This window comes from Natrononativus sp. DTA114 (assembly GCF_059736515.1).
Window position 1 is genome coordinate 1 of the sequence record NZ_JCASSN010000006.1, and the last position, 18,805, is coordinate 18,805.

Annotated in this window: 17 protein-coding genes and 1 pseudogene; 10 read left to right on the forward strand and 8 right to left on the reverse strand. The window is 52.5% G+C overall.

The annotated features are described in order from the left end of the window. A partial coding sequence (locus AC6I6S_RS18860; protein WP_497952357.1) for a hypothetical protein occupies positions 1–2,183 on the reverse strand: 2,183 nt, incomplete at its 3' end. Positions 2,184–3,432: 1,249 nt separating this feature from the next. On the opposite strand from AC6I6S_RS18860, the pseudogene AC6I6S_RS18865 reads away from it, so the two are divergent. Together AC6I6S_RS18865 and AC6I6S_RS18870 are read left to right on the forward strand one after the other, a co-directional pair. Next, positions 3,433–4,011, forward strand: a pseudogene (locus AC6I6S_RS18865) (transposase domain-containing protein); the annotation flags it as partial. Between the two features lie 1,203 nt (positions 4,012–5,214). Continuing rightward, positions 5,215–7,116, forward strand: coding sequence for a ComEC/Rec2 family competence protein (locus AC6I6S_RS18870; protein ID WP_497952358.1), 1,902 nt, complete (start codon positions 5,215–5,217; stop codon positions 7,114–7,116). A 110-nt stretch (positions 7,117–7,226) separates the two neighbouring features. Here the strand turns inward: AC6I6S_RS18870 and AC6I6S_RS18875 are convergent, their stop codons facing one another. Next, positions 7,227–8,447, reverse strand: a complete 1,221-nt coding sequence (locus AC6I6S_RS18875; RefSeq protein ID WP_497952360.1) for an RNA-guided endonuclease InsQ/TnpB family protein — start codon at positions 8,445–8,447, stop codon at positions 7,227–7,229. A gap of 188 nt (positions 8,448–8,635) precedes the next feature. On the opposite strand from AC6I6S_RS18875, the gene AC6I6S_RS18880 reads away from it, so the two are divergent. The 3 genes from AC6I6S_RS18880 to AC6I6S_RS18890 all read left to right on the forward strand — a co-directional run bounded on the left by AC6I6S_RS18880 (position 8,636) and on the right by AC6I6S_RS18890 (position 12,001). Next, a complete protein-coding gene (locus AC6I6S_RS18880) occupies positions 8,636–8,932 on the forward strand; it encodes a PadR family transcriptional regulator (RefSeq protein ID WP_497952361.1) in 297 nt (98 codons plus the stop codon). Positions 8,933–9,050: 118 nt separating this feature from the next. Beyond that, positions 9,051–10,070, forward strand: a complete 1,020-nt coding sequence (locus tag AC6I6S_RS18885) for a Cdc6/Cdc18 family protein (RefSeq protein ID WP_497952362.1) — start codon at positions 9,051–9,053, stop codon at positions 10,068–10,070. A 728-nt stretch (positions 10,071–10,798) separates the two neighbouring features. Further along, complete coding sequence (locus AC6I6S_RS18890; protein ID WP_497952364.1) at positions 10,799–12,001, forward strand: orc1/cdc6 family replication initiation protein; 1,203 nt, start codon at positions 10,799–10,801, stop codon at positions 11,999–12,001. Positions 12,002–12,064: 63 nt separating this feature from the next. Here AC6I6S_RS18890 and AC6I6S_RS18895 read toward each other — a convergent pair whose 3' ends face one another. The 3 genes from AC6I6S_RS18895 to AC6I6S_RS18905 all read right to left on the reverse strand — a co-directional run bounded on the left by AC6I6S_RS18895 (position 12,065) and on the right by AC6I6S_RS18905 (position 14,025). Beyond that, positions 12,065–12,340, reverse strand: a complete 276-nt coding sequence (locus AC6I6S_RS18895; RefSeq protein ID WP_497952574.1) for a PadR family transcriptional regulator — start codon at positions 12,338–12,340, stop codon at positions 12,065–12,067. A gap of 215 nt (positions 12,341–12,555) precedes the next feature. Then, on the reverse strand, positions 12,556–13,512 hold the full coding sequence (locus tag AC6I6S_RS18900) for a transcription initiation factor IIB (RefSeq protein ID WP_497952365.1): 957 nt from the start codon (positions 13,510–13,512) through the stop codon (positions 12,556–12,558). Positions 13,513–13,578: 66 nt separating this feature from the next. Beyond that, entirely contained in the window at positions 13,579–14,025 is a 447-nt protein-coding gene (locus tag AC6I6S_RS18905; protein WP_497952366.1) for an iron chaperone, read from the reverse strand. Positions 14,026–14,370: 345 nt separating this feature from the next. Here AC6I6S_RS18905 and AC6I6S_RS18910 point away from each other — a divergent pair, with 345 nt between their 5' ends. After that, positions 14,371–14,802 (forward strand): ester cyclase, encoded by a 432-nt coding sequence (locus AC6I6S_RS18910; protein WP_497952367.1) that lies wholly within the window; start codon positions 14,371–14,373, stop codon positions 14,800–14,802. A gap of 216 nt (positions 14,803–15,018) precedes the next feature. Here the strand turns inward: AC6I6S_RS18910 and AC6I6S_RS18915 are convergent, their stop codons facing one another. From AC6I6S_RS18915 to AC6I6S_RS18925, 3 genes are all read right to left on the reverse strand, one after another. Next, entirely contained in the window at positions 15,019–15,177 is a 159-nt protein-coding gene (locus tag AC6I6S_RS18915; protein WP_497952369.1) for a hypothetical protein, read from the reverse strand. Positions 15,178–15,859: 682 nt separating this feature from the next. Next, complete coding sequence (locus AC6I6S_RS18920) at positions 15,860–16,267, reverse strand: DUF7344 domain-containing protein (RefSeq protein WP_497952371.1); 408 nt, start codon at positions 16,265–16,267, stop codon at positions 15,860–15,862. A gap of 67 nt (positions 16,268–16,334) precedes the next feature. Continuing rightward, positions 16,335–16,991: a helix-turn-helix domain-containing protein gene (locus AC6I6S_RS18925; RefSeq protein WP_497952372.1), complete on the reverse strand. Its 657-nt coding sequence runs from the start codon at positions 16,989–16,991 to the stop codon at positions 16,335–16,337. 194 nt (positions 16,992–17,185) lie between these two features. On the opposite strand from AC6I6S_RS18925, the gene AC6I6S_RS18930 reads away from it, so the two are divergent. The 4 genes from AC6I6S_RS18930 to AC6I6S_RS18945 all read left to right on the forward strand — a co-directional run bounded on the left by AC6I6S_RS18930 (position 17,186) and on the right by AC6I6S_RS18945 (position 18,795). After that, positions 17,186–17,830 (forward strand): helix-turn-helix domain-containing protein, encoded by a 645-nt coding sequence (locus tag AC6I6S_RS18930; RefSeq protein ID WP_497952373.1) that lies wholly within the window; start codon positions 17,186–17,188, stop codon positions 17,828–17,830. Between the two features lie 81 nt (positions 17,831–17,911). After that, on the forward strand, positions 17,912–18,265 hold the full coding sequence (locus AC6I6S_RS18935; RefSeq protein WP_497952375.1) for a HalOD1 output domain-containing protein: 354 nt from the start codon (positions 17,912–17,914) through the stop codon (positions 18,263–18,265). Then, positions 18,262–18,447: a hypothetical protein gene (locus AC6I6S_RS18940; RefSeq protein ID WP_497952376.1), complete on the forward strand. Its 186-nt coding sequence runs from the start codon at positions 18,262–18,264 to the stop codon at positions 18,445–18,447. The genes AC6I6S_RS18935 and AC6I6S_RS18940 overlap by 4 nt, the downstream gene beginning before the upstream one ends. A gap of 42 nt (positions 18,448–18,489) precedes the next feature. After that, positions 18,490–18,795, forward strand: coding sequence for a hypothetical protein (locus AC6I6S_RS18945; RefSeq protein WP_497952377.1), 306 nt, complete (start codon positions 18,490–18,492; stop codon positions 18,793–18,795). The last annotated feature ends 10 nt before the right edge of the window (positions 18,796–18,805 follow it).

Consider the following 18,805-nt stretch of genomic DNA (forward strand, 5'->3'; position numbering starts at 1 on the left):
GAGCCTTCAATACCGCCAGAAGGCGATAATACGAAGGTATCTCCGGCGTTCAGGTTAGAGATATCCGTCTGGGTGACGACGTTTGCGCCGCTATCTCGAAGATACGCGGTTCGGTGCCCTTCGGTGTTCTGGGAGATTCGCGCCTCGATACTGCCAACATCCTCTTTTAACCAGAAGAGAACCCCGCTCTCATTGTTTGGGTTGCTCTGATCGTCATCTGACCCGAGGTCCAACCAGCCAGGGTCTACAACCTCGTCTCGAGCAGCGATTTCACTTACAGCGTAGCGAACGTTTTCGGTCGTCGACTGCCCGGAGGTGTAGACACCGTAGGTTACCTCGAAGGAACTATCTTCATAGCTGTACTGCGGACTACCATCCTCGCCTCGGTCCCAGTACTCACCGTCGGCATCGATCGTAATCGAATACGTGTTCGAGCCTTCAATACCGCCAGAAGACGATAACACGAAGGTATCGCCGGCACTTAGGCCGGAGATGTCCGTTTGGGTGACGACGTTCGCGTCACTATCTCGAAGATACGCGGTTCGGTGCCCCTCCGTGTTCTGGGAGATTCGTGCCTCGATACTGCCAACATCCTCTTTCAACCAGAACAGAACCCCACTCTCATTGTTCACGCTGCTCTGATCATTGTCTGAACCGAGGTCTAGCCACTCGTCGGGGTCGCCGCCACCGCCGTTATCGCCGTCATCGCCGTTGTCGTAGTCGAAGTAGTAATTCGGGAAGTCACTCTCCGTGAGCGTGGCGTTGACGCCGATATCGGCGGCGTCGAGATCGGTATCCGTGTAGTCTGTCCCGTCGGGCGCGGTGAGGGTCCCGTTACTCCCGATTTGGAACGTCGATCCTGTGTTTGCGTCAATTTGCACCCCGTCGTTGAGTGTCACCGTCCCGGGCGCGTCCGACCCTTGGGTCTCGACCCAGTAGGCAACGTCGAACGTATTATTCGACCCCGACTCATCGAGGATCATCACGTCCTCGAGCTCTAGGTTCGGGTTCCGTTCCGAGTGGATTCGGAACGCGGGTTCGCCTCCCGACCGGATGTGATACGTCGAGTTACGGATCGGGCCACCCTCACCGCCTGCGGTGTCCCCGGTCCAGGTCCGGACGCCGGCGGAGCCCCACATGTCACCCTCGGCGACTAACCTCAACCCGACGACGTCGTCCCACTGGTCGCCGTTCCCGCCGAGCAGTGTCCCGACCTGCTCGGTATAGGGATAGTCGGAATTGACCTCGGCTCGCCCACCGACGACGACATCGTCGGCTCCAAGGCGCATGTTCGTGAGGGCGTTGTTGACTGCCTTACAGTTCCACAGAACGTTTGTCCCCGGAGCGTTTTGCATATAGTACCCGTTGCCCATGAACTGCCGGACGTCGCAATCTTTCCAGACGGCGTACCCTTTGTGACCCGGATCGGCCCCAGCCCCGATGGCGTAACTCCGGCCCTCGCCCGACACTTCCGTGGAGCCGTCGGTGGCGGTGAAGTTCTCGACAAAGGCTTCGCCGTCCGGCCCGGCTTGGACCAAAAACGTGTGTGACTGCCCGCCGTCGTTTACCTGCCGGCCCCGCTTGCCCTCAATTGTGACGTCCTTGACGAACAGGTGGTCTTGAACGGCCCCGTAGGTCGTCAGAATTGACGCGTCGACTGTCTCCGAGAGGTCGAACGTGACACCCTGTAAGGCGACGACGTCGTTTCCGGAGCCGCCCATTGGGAGGACGATTCCCTCCATGTTGACGACGATCGTGCAGTCCTCGCCTGCGAGCCCGACGATACTGTCCGAGTCGATCGAAGACGATATCTCGTAGGTGTTCCCGGTCCCGAGGTCGGCGATTGCATCGCTCGCGGTCGCGTTGACCGCGTTCGCGAGATCGCCATTTCGACCCGCATAGTCCGTGACGTCCTCGCTAGACCATTCGTTTCGAGCGTCGTCGGGTTGACGGTCCCACATATCCATCGCCTTCTGAGGGACTTCCGGAGCTAAGTTGATGTCGTCGCCGGACTCGCTAGTCGTAGATGCGCTGGCCGATCTCGACCCGTGTGCGAGGCCCAGCATTGATGCACCAATACTGGCTCCACTGGCCTTCAAATAATCACGCCGTCCGAACTTCTTGGGGTCCCAATTAGCGTTCTGTTCCTCTGTTTCGTCACTGTCGTTTCTATTTCCAGACATTCATAATAACCATTGGGTATTGCCAATATAATAGTTTCTTAAGAAAAATATCACAGCAAATGATAGAATTCACCACTCAGAAGATTGGTCGGGATGGTATTGCACTCCAGCTGACCACGGACGGTAAGCGTGGAGAGCAGCGTTTGATTTTCGGTCCGTCCGGATCTGAGAAGAGATCATTTTCAAAGTTAACTGACCGGAATGTCCATATTGTCTAAACGAAAGTGTTCGTTCTATTGTACTGGAAGTTGGAGCTATAGCGAATTTAGCGGGCTTGTAATGCAGAGATTTGGACGATATGCCGGAGGATAGAAGCGCATAGATTGAGATGACCAGTCTCAACTATTCTAGCGTATGGCCGATCAGTGCATAGAGATCGCATCCGTCATCTTCATTGGTCCAACGGGCGACCTCGACTAGGTCGTGTAAGAGGTGGTGTCGTCGTACTCGAGGCCGAAGTAGTGATCCCACCCTCGATAGATTAGTAGACATCTTTCTGGCTGTTGGCATCTCGAACGCCTCAGACATCGGATTTCTGTCGGGACCAATCTGAGTGATGAGTGTTGATCATTCAACACCCCAGTGAGAGCCTTTTTTGAGAGCGTAAGCGGTAGGGTGTATTCCGTTTGGTGAGCCGATTCCGATGACCGACGCCGGCGATAAACCAAGAGCAGCAATTCGCTGCGAGAACTGTGGGTGGATCGGGGTTGCTCGAGTCAGAGACGACGATGGGATAGAGCCGATCGGGGCACCGACGTGCACCTGCGGAGATCCAGACTTCCGTATTATGGTGGATGGGTTAGGCGATGGGGAATGAGGATACCCGCGCTCGGTTCGCGAGCGAAGACCTGAACAAGTGAGCGGCAAATATACCCTCGATACTTGGTAGTCATAATCCTCCATGATGAACCTGGAAAACGCCCTCGTTGCCAGAGGCACCCGTGACAAGGTGATCGCACCCCGTGTCTTGGAGGCTGCACCCGCTTCAGGCACGCTGATCACCTCTCCCACCGACCGTCTGCCGCCACCGTTCGTATACGACTCGAGAGCGGTGCCTGTAGGCCGCTTGGACGATTATTTGTATAGGAGAGATGGGAGATGACCTTCTGAGGCACCGTCTATAGTAACAACTGAAACGATTTGCACACCGATCGCAGAGCTGTCGTGCAATCGGGTGCGCATTGACTTTCAGTGGCTACTATAGTTAGCGCGGTTCGAGGAACGAGTAGGTCGTGGAGTTGGTTTGGACGTGCAGCTCTCATATCTGCTCACCGAGCCCTACACGGCGGATTTAGAGGAATCTTGTGAACGTGAGCGGACGGCAACGCCCGACAGGGTATTAGGCGTCCGCCTCCACGCGACCAGTTGTTCGCTTCGAGAGATACGAGCGATTCTTCGCTTAGCCGGCGTTGAACGCTCTCATCAAGTGATCTGGTACTGGGCACATCGGCTGGCTGACAGTGTACCAAACGTGCCGAGCGAGAAGGCCTCGCGGGTTGGTTGATAAACTCGCTGTTAAGATTAACAGGGTGTGGCATTGGGAATGGGCTGCAACATTCATCGACTCACGGCTAATTCTTGATGTCGTAGTGTCCGGACGGCGAGGTACCGATCCAACCGCTGAACTTAACCAAGAATCACGATCTCGATGACACGAAATTTTTTTCGTCGATAGCGACGGAGATATAGCTGCCGCCTTTCGATTAGACTTAAGCGATCGGTTTGGTTACGTCAAAAGAAACCTAATCGAGAAGTGGTCTCACACGCTGACGATGCAAGTTGGCCGCTTCCACATTTGTGAGTGGGAAGTAGGGTGAGAGTCGGAGGCTGACTTGAACAGTTCGAGCACTACTATCAGATCAATTCAGTCGTCTCAGTCCCTAATCACCGGCTGGTTCGACAGGAGCTCCTACGTCAGTATTCTCCAACAGTATGATACTTTTTCAGAATTCGTTGCAGCCATAGCCGGTGTGTATTGAGCTCGTGAACGTTGCGTGTCGCTCATAACTTTTCGGTCATATAGTAAACTCTTAGGGTTGTCACTCTTCTTCTGGAATTTTGGTTTTGTATCGACAATCCGGATTCGAGCAGTTCGTATACGCACCCCTGGGCTTGGAGCCGGTGTATTGCCACGAATGACCGCAGTTGTGGCAAGTGATCGAGATTGCAGGCATCTAACTGTAGTACTACAGTAGCCATTGTAAGTATTCGGGCTCAGACCTGAGTTCAGAAATCTCTACTCCACAGGATCGAATCGCCATCTGTTGTTTGAGAAGTAGCCTCGCAAATGTGAATGTAGACAGCAACCAGTCTTCGAGCTTCTCGAAGAATGTAGTCTATCCTGGTGGGTTTTTAGACTACGAGCTCGGGCACCCATCCGACAATTATCCACGTACTGCTTAAACTCGCGCTGCGTGGATTAGTCGGATTCGAAAACTTCGAACCACTCTACCGGATCACGACAAAGACCACCCTATCTAAGAAGCGAGCTCGGAACCCGAGGAGTCGTTCCTTATGCTATTCCTCATCAATCTCCTCGAGGGCCGCATCCACCGCTGCCTGTGTTGCTCCCTCGAACTCGCGTGAGAGGTTGTCGTCTGTATCGTCCGGGTCACAGTCGTCACCATCCCCCATCAACCGGCACATCTATCTGATTAAAGTCATCAAAAGTGCCAGCGAGTTCGAACCGACGATGGATAACTTCGCCTGGGGGCCCAATCAATTGGTTTCGGCTGCTTTAACCGCCTCCTCGACGTCCCCCTGTGTAGCCCCTTTAGGCTCAGAATCTAGCGCCGCTTCGTCTTCATCGGGGTGGGTTTCTTCTTCCATAATCACTCGTCCACAAAGAGCCATAAAAGTATTATTCATAACCAGAAATTGACATCAGGGGTTGTCTTTCACTATCGATACTAGGAGAGGGCGGTGAATAGCCCCGAGTGAGAGCAGACTCAGCACTTCTTTGTCGTTGTGCAGAACTTACCCCTTCCGGTTTATCAGGTTTTATTATTCATAACCAGAAACGTGAACCATCATGGGTAGAAATTATTGGCTATTAGCAATACTGTTCGTCGTAGTCGTAAGCGGCGGGCTTGGGTTGGTCACAGCAGATTCGTTCGATATAGGTCCAGAAACACCCACTGAAGGTGACTACTCGGCCTATGATGCCACGATACCAGTGGAAGCCGAGCTGACAAACCCCTCGACCAGCCAGACTCAAAGTACAGAGACGCACCAGTCTGGGGAATTCGAGGTCCACATCCTCAACGTTGGACAAGCGGATGCAGCGGTCATATTCAGTCCTGACGGTGAAGTAATGGTCATTGATTCGGGCCACTGGAATGACAACGGCGGGACGGTCATCGATTTCCTTGAGGACCGCAACGTTGACCGTATCGATCATCTTGTCGCGACACACGCCCACGCCGATCATATCGGTGGACACGCAGATATCATCGAGCACTTTGAAGAGAATCGAAATGGGATCGGAGCAGCATACGACAGCGGTGTCGCGACCACCAGCGGGACCTACGACGACTACCTCGATGCGATTGAAGACCACGACGTAACGCTGTACGAGGTTCAAGAGGGCGACGAGATCCCGTTCGACGGACTGCGAGCAGATGTTTACAACCCGTCAGCGGGAGACTCTGGTGACGATCTTCACTACAACAGCGTCACGGTTCTCCTCGAGCACGGAGACACGTCGTTCCTATTCACGGGTGATGCAGAGCAAGCCGCCGAGGAACGAATGGCAGATACGTACGGGGAAGAACTCGAGGCGACGATCTACCATGCTGGACACCATGGGAGTTCAACGAGCTCGCACGACGTCTTCCTCGAGGCAGCCAATCCGCAAGCGACTGTGATCTCGAGCGGGTACGATTCCCAGTTCGGGCATCCAGATGAAGAGGCGCTTGACCGGCTCTCAGCCCATGGAACGTGCGCATATTGGACTGGTACTCATGGAACGACCGCGTACATAAGTGATGGTGACGAGTTTACGGTCTACGCACAAGACGATGCAACCACTGATCCGACCACTCTACGAACGGATGACGAAACCCCCGCTGATCCACAAACGTCGGTGAAACAGGTCGGGACTGTCTCTCCAGATGAGTGCAGCGGAACAACCCACGATGAAACACTCGAAACTCATCCGGACACACCAGAAACGGAGTCCGAACACACCTGGACCCTCACGAACGCAGCAAGCGACTTCGACGGTGAAGTAGCGACGATCACCGTCGAATATCCCGAGGGGACAAGTTTCGACGGCCTCGACAACGATGACGTCGCAATCTATCTCGATCGCACTGATGACGGCACCGTAGAAGAGATCGGGGTCAATTCCGATACATACGATGGAAATGAGGCGACGTTTGTTCTCGATGGCCGGTTCAACACGCACGTAGAAGGTGAGGTGATTGTCGAGATCGACGACATTGAAAACCCACCTGAAGGAGAATACGCCCCGTCAATCACGCTCGACGGCGACGATACCTACACCACAGCGATCAATTTCTTCCCCACAGAGCCGGTGACGCTTGATGCTGAGCCAGCGACTGCTGAAACGGAGTCTGAGCACACGTGGACGCTCACAGATTCATCGGATGACTTCGACGGGGAAATTGATACAGTTACCGTCGAATATCCCGAGGAGGTGAATCTCGATGGCCTTGATAATGATGATGTGACAGTCGAGATGGACCGCGATGGCGATCGTACTACCGACGAAATATCCGTCAACTCCGGAGAATACGATGGAAACGAGGCGACATTCGATCTCTCCGGGGCCTTCAATACCTCGGCTGAAGGCGAGCTGACTGTTGAGATCGACGGCCCAGAGAATCCATCTGAGGGGACCTACACTGTAGAAATAACACTTGACGGTGATGATACCCATGCTGAAACCACAGAATACACTGTGACGTAGCTGATTTGACGATTGAAATCGATACGGAATGTTGATATTACCATTCCATTTTGTCAACAACCCCGACCTCAAGGGTCGGGGCTTGTCAGTGAACTCCCACTCTGCCGCACTTAGGCGGAGGCGTTGAAATCGCCGTTCGCGTTCACGGTTCCTGACTTCAGGGCCAGTTGACTGGTGGCCCGTCCAGACCCAGACTTGAGCCAGTTCTGGACAAGACGCCACGCAACGTTCCGCGCAGCGTTGTAATCTGCGTGCAGTTCCATTCCACATTTCAGACACTCAAACTCGTCGCCATCACGGTTATCCTCGTGAGTGAATCCACACTCACCGTGACTGCATCGCTGTGACGTGTATTGGGGCGCAACGGTTTCGACTTCGATGCCGTGTTCTTCAGCCTTGTACTCAACCTGTCGCTGAATCTCGCGGAACGCCCATTGCTGGAATTTCGAGGCGTTCGAGATGCGCGTCCAAATCCACGTCAACCGCTCGAACGCGATATGCGTACAGTCGTTCTCCACGGCTTCGCAGACGATGGCGTTCGACACGTCGTGCAGGCGGTGGCGGCTCCACTCGGCAAACCGGTCACCGATTGACTGGATGGTGAGGTGTGCCGAGCGAGTCCCTGTCTGTTGCAAACTCCCGCGACGGCGTTCGTACTCGTCGCGTGCATGGTTGAGTTCGTCCGCGTTGCCGAGGAACGCTCCCGTGCTGGTGACGGCGAGGTAACCGTCCACGTTCAAATCAACGCCGAGAACCACTCCGTTCTCGGTCGAATCATCTGTAGAAACAGGGTCAACGTCTTTCTCGACTGCGACGTGGAGGTAGTACTCACCATCGCGCTTGTGGAGCGTTGCTTCTCGCTTCTCCCAGTCATCCTCGTTCCAGTACTCCTCGAACGGTGTGCCTTCGTCGTCGTGTGGCAGGACGTATTCGGCTGTCACGCGGTCGTCAACGGTAGCGAGTGTCACGTGGTCGTCGTTGTACGTGATGGTGCGTCCGTTGTACACGATAACGCTTCCTCGGAACTCTGGCTTGCTCGTGTTCTTGTCGTCTTCGAGCAAGTCGTGGCAGTTCCCGAGAGCGTCAGCGGCGAGGTTTCTCGCGGATTGGACGAGGCTTGCTTGGAGAGTGGTTTTCCCGCGGACTTCGGTGTACGTAGCGTCGTGGAGTTTGTTCTTGGCTTTGACGAGGTGGTCTGGGTCGTCGCTCCACCCATAGTCCGAGACGTGTTGGGCGGCTTGTCGGAACTCCTCGAAAGTCTGGTCAACAGCCGAGTGTCGTGACTCAGGGATGTTGAGTTTGACCTGAATGTTCCTGACCACCGCCGCCATACTTCATTAGACAAGATAGAACTATTTAATGATTGGTGTTTGATTTAATTATTGGTGTTTGGCAGCGTGGGGAGTTAGCCGTGCTGTAGTACGCGGTTGTCTCCCCAAGTGTCGGCTTCCTCCCCGACCTCAAGGGTCGGGGTATCCGCCTCGACCGCTGATGAACTCTGGGAGGAATGAAGGAGACAATGCACGACCTCACTGGCTTCCAACGCGATCTACTGTACGTGATCGCAGGATTCGACGAACCACATGGCCTCGCGATCAAAAGCGAACTCGAGGAGTACTACGGGACGAAAATCAATCATGGTCGGTTGTATCCGAATCTGGATACACTCGTTGATAAGGGGCTCGTCGAAAAAGGGACCAAGGACCGCCGGACAAATATCTACACCCTCACTCGTCGTGGTCGTGGCGAACTCGAGGCTCGCCGCGAGTGGGAAGACCGGTACGCCGATCTGTATAAGCTCAAAGATGGACTCTGATACTGGTCAGTAACCGCTTAGACGGGATTGAAAACAGTCGAGCCTATTCGAAGCAGTATCTCAGGTCTTGAATTACTGTTCAGAGAGGCTATGTAGGATGACTCTCGAGTAAAATGGTATGATAACCAATCCGGATATCTTTCGCGATGATACGCCTCCACAAGAGATTGTACATCGCGAGGGTCAGATAGACCATCTCGAGTCGATTCTCGAACCGGTACAAGACGGCCACAGTGTCGATGGGGCATTTGTTTTCGGCCCAACAGGAGCTGGGAAATCCTGTACAGCTGAATTTCTTCTTGAGCAATTGCATACCCACACAGATGTCTACACCAATATCGTCGACTGCTGGGCGAATCATACCTACACCGCAGTCTGCCATCGACTACTCGAGGGGTTGGGAACAACTGTGCCTCGAAATACCCCCAGCGATGAGCTCACAGAATTATTTCGAGATCAACTGGACAAGCCTTACGTTGTTGTTCTCGACGAAGCTGATCAACTAGATAATGAGAAAATCTTCTATGAGCTACACAAACACCCATCGGTGACGATGCTATTAATCTCGAATCGTCGCGAAGATTTTTATCCACATCTAAGTCAACGGGTACATTCGCGATTAGTCAGTTATAGCGATATCGAGTTCCGACGGTATACTGCTGATGAGATTGTCGCAATACTCGAGGGACGCATCGAAGCTGGAGCGCGGCCTGGGGTGGTCTCCCAAGAACGACTGTATGAAATCGCTGACGTCGCAGATGGGGATGCGCGCGTCGCAATCGGAACACTGTATCAGGCATTACGAGAGGCAGACCGACGAGGAGTACCGAAAGTAGATTCAGAGACAGTGATTGAAGCAGCTCCTGGTGCAAAGCAAGAAATCCTCCGTAAAACCTTCTCCAAGCTAACGAAAACACAACGTGTGCTGTACGAAATCTTGGTCGAGGAAGGAGCCTGTCGGATGGGTACCATCGAGACGGAGTACAGCAACCGAGTTTCTGATTCGCCTTCGAGAAAAACACTCAGACGGCATTTACGGAAGATGGTCCAGTACGACTTGGTTGAGTACGAGGGGGAGAATTCTGGACGGACGTATACAGCAGCGACCGAAGCACTGTACCCTGATCCAGCCAATTAGGGACCTAACTGGTTGTTTTGAACATGGGTTGATCCAATGTTGTGAAGGAGTGATCAGACACACCCCTCGGTGCCGCTGTATAGCAAGAGAGAAGGGGCTGTTTCCCCTGATCTGGATAGGTCAGGTGAATACTGTCGGTAGTTAATCCCTTAGATTAATCTCCAGAAGGGTAACTTTAAATATGGCTAGGACGAAAAGCCCACTAAGTGTATTGACCGCACTAGCGATCAATCGGTATTGATCGCACCGCAATCACATCTAATCTCGCTCTTTCTGTTTTGTGTAGTCTGATATCCCCTTCCGCTCGGATTCCACCTACGTACTGGTTCGCTCCTATACAGCGGCATCGAGGGGTGTGTGTCTTCCGTTACAGCGGCACCAAGGGGTCTGTATCTGTCTTTTCACCGTCTCCTACGGTCAGTTTCCAACCATACAGAGGAACTCGGGTGTGTTTCACCGACCGATCATTATCTACCGGCTGGTATACAGCGGCAACGTGGGGTCTATGCTACTTTTGCTGGGTTGTTGTTACAGCGGCACCGAGGGGTGCCTTAGAAGAAAAATGGACTCTATTACAGCGGCACTGAGGGGTGCGTTGTGATTCATACAGCGGAATTGTGGACCTTGGATGTTTCCACAGACCCTCCCTATCCTCATTTTGCCATCCATACAGCGGCACTGTGGTGGAAAGAGTTAAGTTGTCTTCCCGTGACTGTCTGTCAAAGACGATGGGGGACTCTAACGACTATTTTGCTCGAGAAAACGAGATCTTCCGCAACAAGGATCTACTGCAGGTTTCACACCTCCCTGATGGTGATCGAATCATTGGACGTGAACAGGAACTCACCAATCTTGCAGGTGCGATACAGCCGGCACTCACCGGTAGTACACCAAACAACGTTCTCGTCTACGGAAAGACTGGCACTGGGAAATCGCTATGTTCGAAGTTTATCACCAACCAGGCAATCTCTCGAGCGGCAGATAACGATATCACGATTGGAGTTGCGTACGTCGACTGCCTCCAGGAATCTACAGAAACTCAGGCTGTTCAGTCATTGGCCCACCAACTCAATCACAAGGAGGAAACTGGAATCTCGATTCCACACTCTGGTCTGAGCACCTCGGAGTACTATCGTCGGTTATGGCGGATCGTCGATGAGCGCTTTGATGCTGCGCTAGTCATCCTTGACGAGGTAGACAAAATGGAGTCTGATGATATCCTCATGCAGCTCTCTCGAGCCGTTGAATCCGGTAAACTCTCTTCGAGCACAATCGGGACGATCGGCATCTCTAACAAAATCCGATACAAGGAGTCTCTGGATGAGCGAATCAAGTCCAGTCTCTGTGAGCGCGAGTACGTCTTTCCCCCATATGATGCGACACAGATTCAAGAGATTCTTCACTCGCGGTCAGATGCCTTTCACGATGGAGTCATCGAAGACAGCGTCATTCCCCGAGTCGCAGCACTAGCTGCTCGAGAACACGGTGACGCTCGAAAAGCGATCGATATCCTCCGGTTTGCTGGTGAAATTGCAGAAGAGAAAAACCTTGAGCAGGTCACTGAATCCTGTGTCAATCAGGCACATGAGCGTGAGGAGACCAGTCGATTAGCGGAGCTGATCTCGAAGTCGCCAAGTCATGCAAAGTTGGTGCTCGAGGCTATGGCCCTGTTGGCGAAGCAACCTGACCGAACTGACGACGCCGTCCAAACAACGGAAGTATACGATCTGTATAAGCGACTTTGCGATCGAGATGACTCGTCACATCTCAAACTCCGTCGAGTGCGCGATATCCTATCAGAGTTAGAATTCCTTTCGATTATCGAGCAAGAACGCAAGTGGGCTGGCAAAGGAAAAGGAAATTACATGGAAAACCGTCTTGTAGACGACCCAGACGTAATCATTGCAGCATGTGAAGAGTCCAGTCGGTAGTTTGACACTGGTTCTGATTTGAGCGGCCGGAATCGTTTTGTGTCCATTGGCGAACAGAACGGGTTAGAAGTCGATGTATTGGGACTCCCATTCACGGCGATCTTGAATCCACCCTTCGCCTGAATCCGTGATTGCATAGTAATTTGTTCGCCGATCAAGTTGGCCTTTTTCGACTAACTCGTTGTTGACTAGTGTGTCGAGATTGGGATACAATCGCCCGTGGTTGATCTCAACTGTATAATACTGCTCAACCTCTTCTTTTACTTCTTGACCAGAGGGTTGATCGAATCCTGCGATCACATACAGCAGATCGCGCTGGAATCCTGTGAGATTATGCATGACACTATTTAAGCCCACACATCCGCTAATTGTAATGTCCAGCATACAATTGCTGAATCAGAAATTTAGGTACCATACTATACTGAGATGGTACCATCAGATCTGAGTGACAGAGAATTCAGTTAATTTTGATATGTGGCTCGTATTCCATTTACTATCTCACGAACTCAACTACCTGTGAGGTTCATCTTGATTACTTTGCAACTCAATCGGGGTTAGTGGATACCCATTACCTCGATCTGCTCTTGATATCTATTCCGGATTGTGACTTCGGTAACCTGAGCGACGTCTGCTACTTCTCTTTGGGTTTTCTTTTCATTGCACAGCAGTGAGGATGCGTAGATCGCAGCGGCTGCGAATCCAGTTGGTGATTTCCCCGACAGCAAGCCCTGTTCAGCAGTAACATCGATTATCTCTCGAGCTTTCGCTTGGACCTCCTCACTAACTTCTAGCTCAGAGCAAAACCGTGGTACGTACTCCTTCGGATCGACAGGCTGCATCTCGAGGCCGAGTTCCTGCGCAATATATCGATACGTACGGCCGATCTCTTTCTGGTCGACTCGAGAGACTTCACTAACCTCTTCTAAGCTGCGTGGTATCCCATCTTGCCGACAAGCAGCATACAGGCAACCCGTCGCGACACCTTCGATGGACCGGCCGCGAATGAGGTCCTCAGAGAGTGCTCGTCTATATATTACAGAGGAAATCTCGCGAGCTGATCGTGGAACGCCAAGCGCACTTGCCATCCGATCGATTTCGCTTAATGCAAACTGGAGGTTTCGTTCTCCGGCGTCCTTTGTTCGGATCCGCTCTTGCCATTTCCGAAGGCGATTCATCTGGCTTCGTTTTTCTGAGGACAGTGAGCGGCCGTACGCGTCTCGGTCCTTCCAGTCGATCGTTGTCGTGAGCCCCTTATCATGCATCGTTTGGGTTGTTGGAGCCCCGACTCGAGATTTACTGTCTCGTTCGGATTGGTTAAAGGCCCGCCACTCAGGTCCCCGATCAATGTTGTTGACCTCGGCAACTAAGCCACAGTCTTCACAGACGAGTTCACCCTCACTTTGGACGAGATTGGTTGAACCGCACTCATCGCAGGTTTTTTCGGTAGCTGACTCCGCCGTTTGCGTTTCCGATGATGTCTCGTGTTCATCCTGGCGGGTCAAACGATCCATGTTGTTCAAAGTAAGAATCTATCGACTTAAGACCTCGCCTCGTTCGTTTGAATAACATTGTCCCGGTTACTGCGATTTTTTGGCTTCTTTCACTTTCTCTGCCAGAAGCTGCGTTATCTCTGTGGCCGGTACCGCTTGATCGTATCTGATTTGTATGGTTTCTTTTCCGGTTTTGTACCCCTTTGCTTCGAGCATTTTTCGATCTTCACTCTGAAGTGCGTCGGCACCGATTCCGAAAGTCGCGTGGTTCTTGGCTGCACTAATTCCAACGTGAGTGTCGTGGAACGTATAGAACGGCACGTTGTAGCTGATTCCTTCCTCAGCTTCTGGAACAGTTGATTTGATTATCTCGCGGAGTTCTTCCAGTGTTGGACGGGCTTCTGTATCCGCATTGGCTATGTATGAATCGACGTCTGTTGGCTTTGACATCCCACGGTCACCGTGGTCCCTATACGAACCACTCTTTCTTATTGAAACCGGCGAGTTATAGAGCCCGCAGTCATCCTCCAGCATATCAGCTCGAACAGACCATCAACGCTGAGATTCATATTAATAATGTGTCATGATGGTTTTCTGTATGCAGCACGGCACTACTAACCTAGTCTGGGGCGACATTCAGACAATGTTGAATATAGAGCGCGAATATGGGGTGAAATTTGGCCTAGCCTGCATAGGATGTAGTCGTCAGTGTAGTGTGTAAGGGTGAACAACAAGATTCACCAGTGGAAATTCACCCTACCCGCTATAAAATCCTACCTCTGCGTACTAAGCAATTTGCCGTAGTAGGTGAACAGCGCGCCAGATCGCAACGCAAGCGGTCTTACGCGTCGGCCGGAGCAGCAAACGAAGAGGAGAAACATGACATCAGATCTCGAAAAAACCAATAGAGAGACAACGCAGCGCATCTGGGAACTCATTGAAGGCGACGATCTTGACGCACTTGACGAAGTGCTGGCCGAGGATGTCCTCTTGCGCGTCCCTGGAGAAGAGGAGACTCGAGGGGTAGACGATTACAAAGAATACATCCGGTCATACAAGGAGGCGTTTCCTGATACGAAATTCGAGATGCACGACATGTTCGTTGATGATGACGCCGTCATCACTCACTTTACGATGCGCGCTACGCACGAAGGAGAGATTGAAGGGATCGAAGCGACCGGTAACACCGTCGAGAGTTCCGGAGTAACCATTAATCGGTTTGAGGACGGGAAGGCCATTGAGGACATCAACTACTGGGACAATCTCGACTTCTTCGAGCAACTTGGCGTGATGGAGCCGACGGCTGGCTGAAAGATCCCTATTTGCCTTCAACCCACTCGATCATCGACCCAACGAACCATCTTCACATCCAGCTCCGGCACTTCAGTCGAACTCGTTGAACAGAGCGGTCTCTGTTCACCGTTGAAGAGCTTTAGCGATTCAACGCGGTGGTGACCGAGAGGTCAGGAAGTCACATCGGATCCGGGCAGCGTCCCCAGGAGCAATAATGAGTGATTTGAACTATCGTTAGGGTCTTACTCGATAGATCCCAATCGCCTCACGAAGATGATATTTAACTTCGTCGCTGGTTGCCTCTTCAAGAGCCTGGATTAAATGGTACTCTACCCGTTGTTCCATTTCTCTAGGAATCTCATCTTCGTCGTAACTGAACATCTCTCCCCCCATACCCGTACATTCTAGATTCACACTGAGTTAATAGTTTATCTATATATTCGAAATATACGGTCTATCTGGAAGGTAAATTGATTCTTGATGGGTTCATTCTCCGCCCTGGATTCTCACCAAACATGGTCATCAAAGACTCACTATCGCTGTCGGGTCAGTCGAGAGAACCGAAGAATGTAATGTAGCCGTTGTGGGACTTATTGAAATCCTCCAACGGAGATAGATTCCAGTGACTGTGCTAAATATAGAGCGCGAATGTGGCACGGGCTGAAGGCGATCTGCGCGAAAGGTCGAACGCTCAGTGTAGGTGATGCATGTAACGCGACAGATCATGATCTGACAGACCTATAGTAGAAATTGCATACAGAGCATGGGGTCCTGCGTTTTGGCTTCGATTGTTTCAAGCTATTTTGACCGATCTTTGAATAATTTAGTAGCATATTGGGATCATTTCGACCGCATACCACCCAAAAAACACCGAAACCGATGGGCTGGTCCGAGAAAACATCAAAGGTTCGCGTGTTGTTGCAAAATTAGGAAACACGACCTCCCAATTTCCACCCGTCTTGAGTCGCAGCGATTTGCTGAATGGACCCACTCCGCTTCATGTGGTAGTAACATCACCACGTTGGGAGAGTGAGGTGTATTTGAAACTGGATCTACCCATCCTCAACTACGCCTCTTACTCGTGGACGTCGTACGGTTCGACCAGCGTCAGGATCTTCTGTTCCAGTTCACCGCCAACAAACCGGATATGGCCCGTTTCAGCCTCATAGTCGATTATCCGAGCCTCGTCCAGTTTTGGAAGATGGGTATGGTGAAGTGCGATTCGGACGCGTTGTCGGTGTTCGTCGGATACCAGTGTCGCGTCTTCGTCTCGAACCCGGTCTGCAACGCGATCTACGAGCACATCGTATTCCAGTGTATTCTCGGATGCGTTGTCCAGCGCGTTGAGGATGGCGCGTCGGTGTTCGTTCGCTACTGCCGACAGAACCGTATCGGGGGTGATCGCCCTCTCACGCCCCGAAGAACCGGACCCCTCCTCAATTGACTGGATGTCACGTGTCCCCAGCTCTCGACTCTCATCCATACACTCATAGCGTAGGCCAAACGGCCTGGCTCTATCCCATGGTGTATAATGGGATCAGTCAGTCCACTTACGACCCTGACTCGGGAGTGAGAAGTGCGTGCCTCCCGAACGTACCAATGGCACGACGCAGTCGCTCCGTCACTGCCTGATCGGAAATCCCGAGTTCGTTAGCGAGTTCCTCGGTCGTACAGCCTCGTGGAATGTCGTAGTATCCCATTCGAATCGCAAGAATAAGCGCTTCTCGTTGTGGCTCACTCAAGCCGTACCACGGGACAGCCTCGGGGTCCGTCGGATTGTATATACGGGTTAGCTCCAGGGAGATGTGCGCGTTCTCACAACAGCTCTGACACTGACTCAATGCCTCGCGGCCTGAGAATCGCATCTCGAAATTCCACCCTTCAGATGTTCCAGTAGCGCCCAATATTTGCCCTTCATGTTCCAGGATGCACTGAAAAAGGTGGTCCTGGCTCGCATCCCAGTCGAGCCTGAATAGTGTCCGGTCTTCGAACACGTCTACCTCCGTGACGCTGTTAACAGTTGGATAGCGTTCGACAGTATCAAGAAAGTCGTTTTCGACCGGGTCGTAGACCCAGAAGAGCGGCACGGTGACGTCCCCGCTCGGGACGAGTGTTTCGAGTTCGATTGCCGACGCTTGCTCTAGACTGAGAATTTGTCCGAGTTCGAAGTCGTCGGATGGGATGCGAATCTCCGTTATCACACTCATGCTCGTTTGTGAGAACTGATTGTGCAGGGGCGTACAAAAGGAGATGACATGGTGCACCATGGCTGGTCGGATGCCATACGGACTCCCCAACTCACAGAGCACACTATCCCGGCCAACAACTGTGTGCTGTCTCTTCTCGATGCCATGATACACCACGCATGCCGGTTATTCGTCTGCTAGACGAAGCCTTCAGCATGGCGACTGTGATGGAGTTTACGAGTCCGGTAGCGGAGTTTCCACTGGGGAGTGTGTTCGAGAATTTGCCGGGTGTGACCGTCGAACTGGAGCGACTTATCCCACACGAGACGCTAATTATCCCGTATTTCTGGGTGCGTGGTGCAGAAACGGAGGACATCGAAACCTCGTTCGAACAACACGCTGGCGTGAGCAACATTCGACTGGTCGATAGCGTCGAAGACGAGTATCTCATGCGTGCCGAGTGGGAGCAAGAGTACTTTGGTATCTTGAGTGCGCTTGCCGAGGCCAACGTCGTCGTACTCTCTGGAATCGGAACGAAAGACGATTGGCGATTCGAGGTGCGCGGCGAGGGTCAGGAGGCAATCGCCGAGTTTCGAGATTACTGCCAGGGCAACGACATTTCGATAGCGATCACCGCCGTCCACGCAATGCTTCCGATTCAAGGAGAGGGCTACGAGTTAACCGAGACGCAGCGCGAGGCGTTGGTATTAGCATACCAGCGAGGGTATTTCAACACTCCGCGCGAGGCGTCGCTCGAAGAGATCGCTGACGAACTCGGCATCACCCAGCAGTCACTATCGTCACGCCTTCGACGCGGGCATCGACGCCTCATTGGAGCGACGCTCAGCAGTTCGTTGTGATCGTTCGGAGAGACACCCTATTTTAAATCCTCTGTATAATCAGTATCCCTATTGAACCGACTCAGACGGTTAGAATCAGGCATGATGGACACAACGGTATCTGGGGTTGAAGTTGAGGCGATCGAGTACTCTCAGGAATCAGGGACTATTCGCACTCAATTTGATCAGGAGAAGACACCCGCGAGCATGGCTGCTATCGCAACGCTGGCGGATGTAATGGGGACTGATCCGGTAGAACTGGAACCGCTCTATTCCACTGTTGACCCCGACGAATTAGATGCGCTCGTCCGCGTTCGAAACGGGACGAGCGGTGATATACACGTTACATTCACACACGAGAGACACGCGATAACTGTACACAGCTACGGTGTGATCACCATCACACCAGAACACGAACTCACAGCGGAGAAACACGAAAGGGGAGCGGGAAGATGACTGCTGAGGAGAGTTTGCTTACGTCGAAGGAGGAATTGAACGCGGAGCTGAAAGCCCTCCTTCGCAGGGCCTACGAGAGTGGAATCGATGTGGAAGGTGGATTTGAATGTCGGAATGGGGTCGAACATCCTGACTGGGACGTGATCGTCACGGAAGTCGAAAAGAACGACCGTGCGGAGTGACCGTCTACGAGGGTGATCGGATCGGTAGCAGATGATAGGTCCGTGAGAGAGAAACGCTGTAAAGATGATTGCATCGAACGTGTGCTCTCGGCGCAACAGTGGCGAGTATTACGTGCGCTACTGGAGGAGAGTGCGATCTCTGCAGATCCGATACTTTGTAAGGGAGAGGCTCTTGACGCCGGGGAGTACCTCACGATCTGTTACGAACTCCATCACGTTCTACTCCCCGAATTAGCGGATATGGGGCTTGTCGAGTTCGACAGGTTCGAAGACGAGATACGGCGAGGACTGAGATTCGACGAGGGGCGTCCGTTACTCGAACAGATCGATGACGATCATGGCGAGTAACCGGGACCTG